The sequence below is a fragment of the Allobosea sp. TAB14 genome, assembly GCF_052113865.1.
GTDB lineage: Bacteria > Pseudomonadota > Alphaproteobacteria > Rhizobiales > Beijerinckiaceae > Allobosea > Allobosea spartocytisi.
The window spans coordinates 1-1,772 of record NZ_JBFRDQ010000348.1; the positions used below are offsets into that span (position 1 = coordinate 1).

A 1,772-nucleotide genomic window follows, 5' to 3' on the forward strand; every position below is an offset into this window, starting at 1 on the left:
AGGATCGACTGATCCTGTTGGAGGCCTCAGCCTTGGCCGCCATCCGACTGCGAATATTAGACGCATAGAAGCTCAGCAAGGATGCTTTCGAGCTTTCGTTCCTTGAGTCCGCAACGGGTCGAGAGCAGACATTTTAGGGCCCTGTCAGCTCCGGCTGGCGGGGCCTTTTTTCGTTCGGGGGTTGTCGTCAGACGATGGGCCATTCGGAATTTATTCTAAGCAGGAACCTCGATATCGGGCCCGCGTTGTCAGGCCGGACAGCCCAAACGCTTCGTAAAACATCAATGCCGAATCCTCGGGAGGAGCCCGATGCTGGTTTCTGCTGAAAATTGCGCGATCCCTGCAACGACGCCGCCGATCGAAACAACAATCGAAACACCCGAGCAGCTCCGAGMAGCTCTRGAYCGGCTGCGGTGCATCGARWTCGAGCATSAGGAGWCACCCAGAGGACGGGAAAGGGCAGAGCTTGAGCTCAGCATCTGTCGCTATCTCGCTCGCTGCGAGCATCGARTTCGCTAGACCGTAGYCKGGGCGAGTTGACGTTGCCGCCAGCGCTCCGCATTGAGCGCCTTCCCGATCGAAGCAGCACGACCAACTCGATGGCATCTAAAGCGACCCGGCCCCTCATCGAGCATGATCTTGATACGGTTGAGGGCCGCGTCGCTCACATCAAGGCTGCCTTCAAGAACAGCGATCCGCGCGCCATCGCGAAGGCCGTTGGCGATGTCATCCTGGAGATCGGCGTGAAGGAGTTCGCGGCGCAGACCGGGCTCAGCCGGTCAGCTATCCACAAGGCCTTCATCCGCGATGGCGGAAATCCCACCCTGACTACCCTGTTCAGGGCGCTCAACGTGATCGGCGTGGACTTCCGCGAAGACTTTGGGTGATTGAGGCAGTATGGCGGGGCCAATTTTCGTTGCCGGGACCACCGCGGGCGTTAAAGTAGCCGGACATGCCGTTCTCATCGCTAAAGGACCCGGTCGATCTCGCGCGGGCTCATGGGGCGCTCGAAGCCGCATGGCAGGAGCTGAAGCGAGAATTTCCGGAAGAGGACCACGAGCGAGAACGGGCGCGTCTAGCGTATATCGTGGCCGCATTCGCTCTCGTCGCCCAGAGCGAGAAAGAGCTCGTCAGGCGCTCGGTCGAGCGATTCCGCGAAAGGTCGCCGTAGCCCGGCCCGCTCACGCGGTGCCGGCCTTTTTTCGTTCTGAGCCGAGCGGCTGCTACGGATCGGGAGCGGAGGTCAGAAGCGCTACAAACTCCAAGCTATACATTCCGGCCTGTCGCACTTCATGCTGCCTATCAGCGGGGCGCGGTACTGATACGTGACGGTCCCGCTGCATATTGGGCACGGAGCCTGCGAAACGAAAGGTTGGTGGTCTCGTTCGCGCTGAAACTGCTTCAGCAATTCGTAGACTGGGGCCATGAGTTCATCGAGGCGCTTTTGGGCCTCCGGACGCAGTATCGCCTGAGGTGAGGCCTTCATCTCAGCGGCGAAGTTGTCCCAAAGTGCCTTTAGGTTTTCGCTCATCGCGCCACGCCCAATTTCCCCACCCACTACCGRCAGAGGCAATTGTCCGCAACGGGCCGGAAGCGGACGCTAGTAGACAGCCAAACCGAGCAGGAAATTTAAAAAGAAAACGGCGGCAGTAAAGCCATAGATAAGAATGTCGGGGTCCGTTGACGTCCCAATCGGTCGCCGCCGCGCTCCCAGGATCGGAATGCCACCAAGACGGGAAATAAGGATCGCGCCGAAACTCAAGGCTCCACCG

General features: G+C 59.6%; 1 protein-coding gene. It reads left to right on the forward strand.

The window, feature by feature from the left end; all coding sequences use genetic code 11:
• Positions 1-542: 542 nt before the first annotated feature.
• A complete protein-coding gene (locus AB4Y99_RS27470; protein WP_441525578.1) occupies positions 543-887 on the forward strand; it encodes a helix-turn-helix domain-containing transcriptional regulator in 345 nt (114 codons plus the stop codon).
• The last annotated feature ends 885 nt before the right edge of the window (positions 888-1,772 follow it).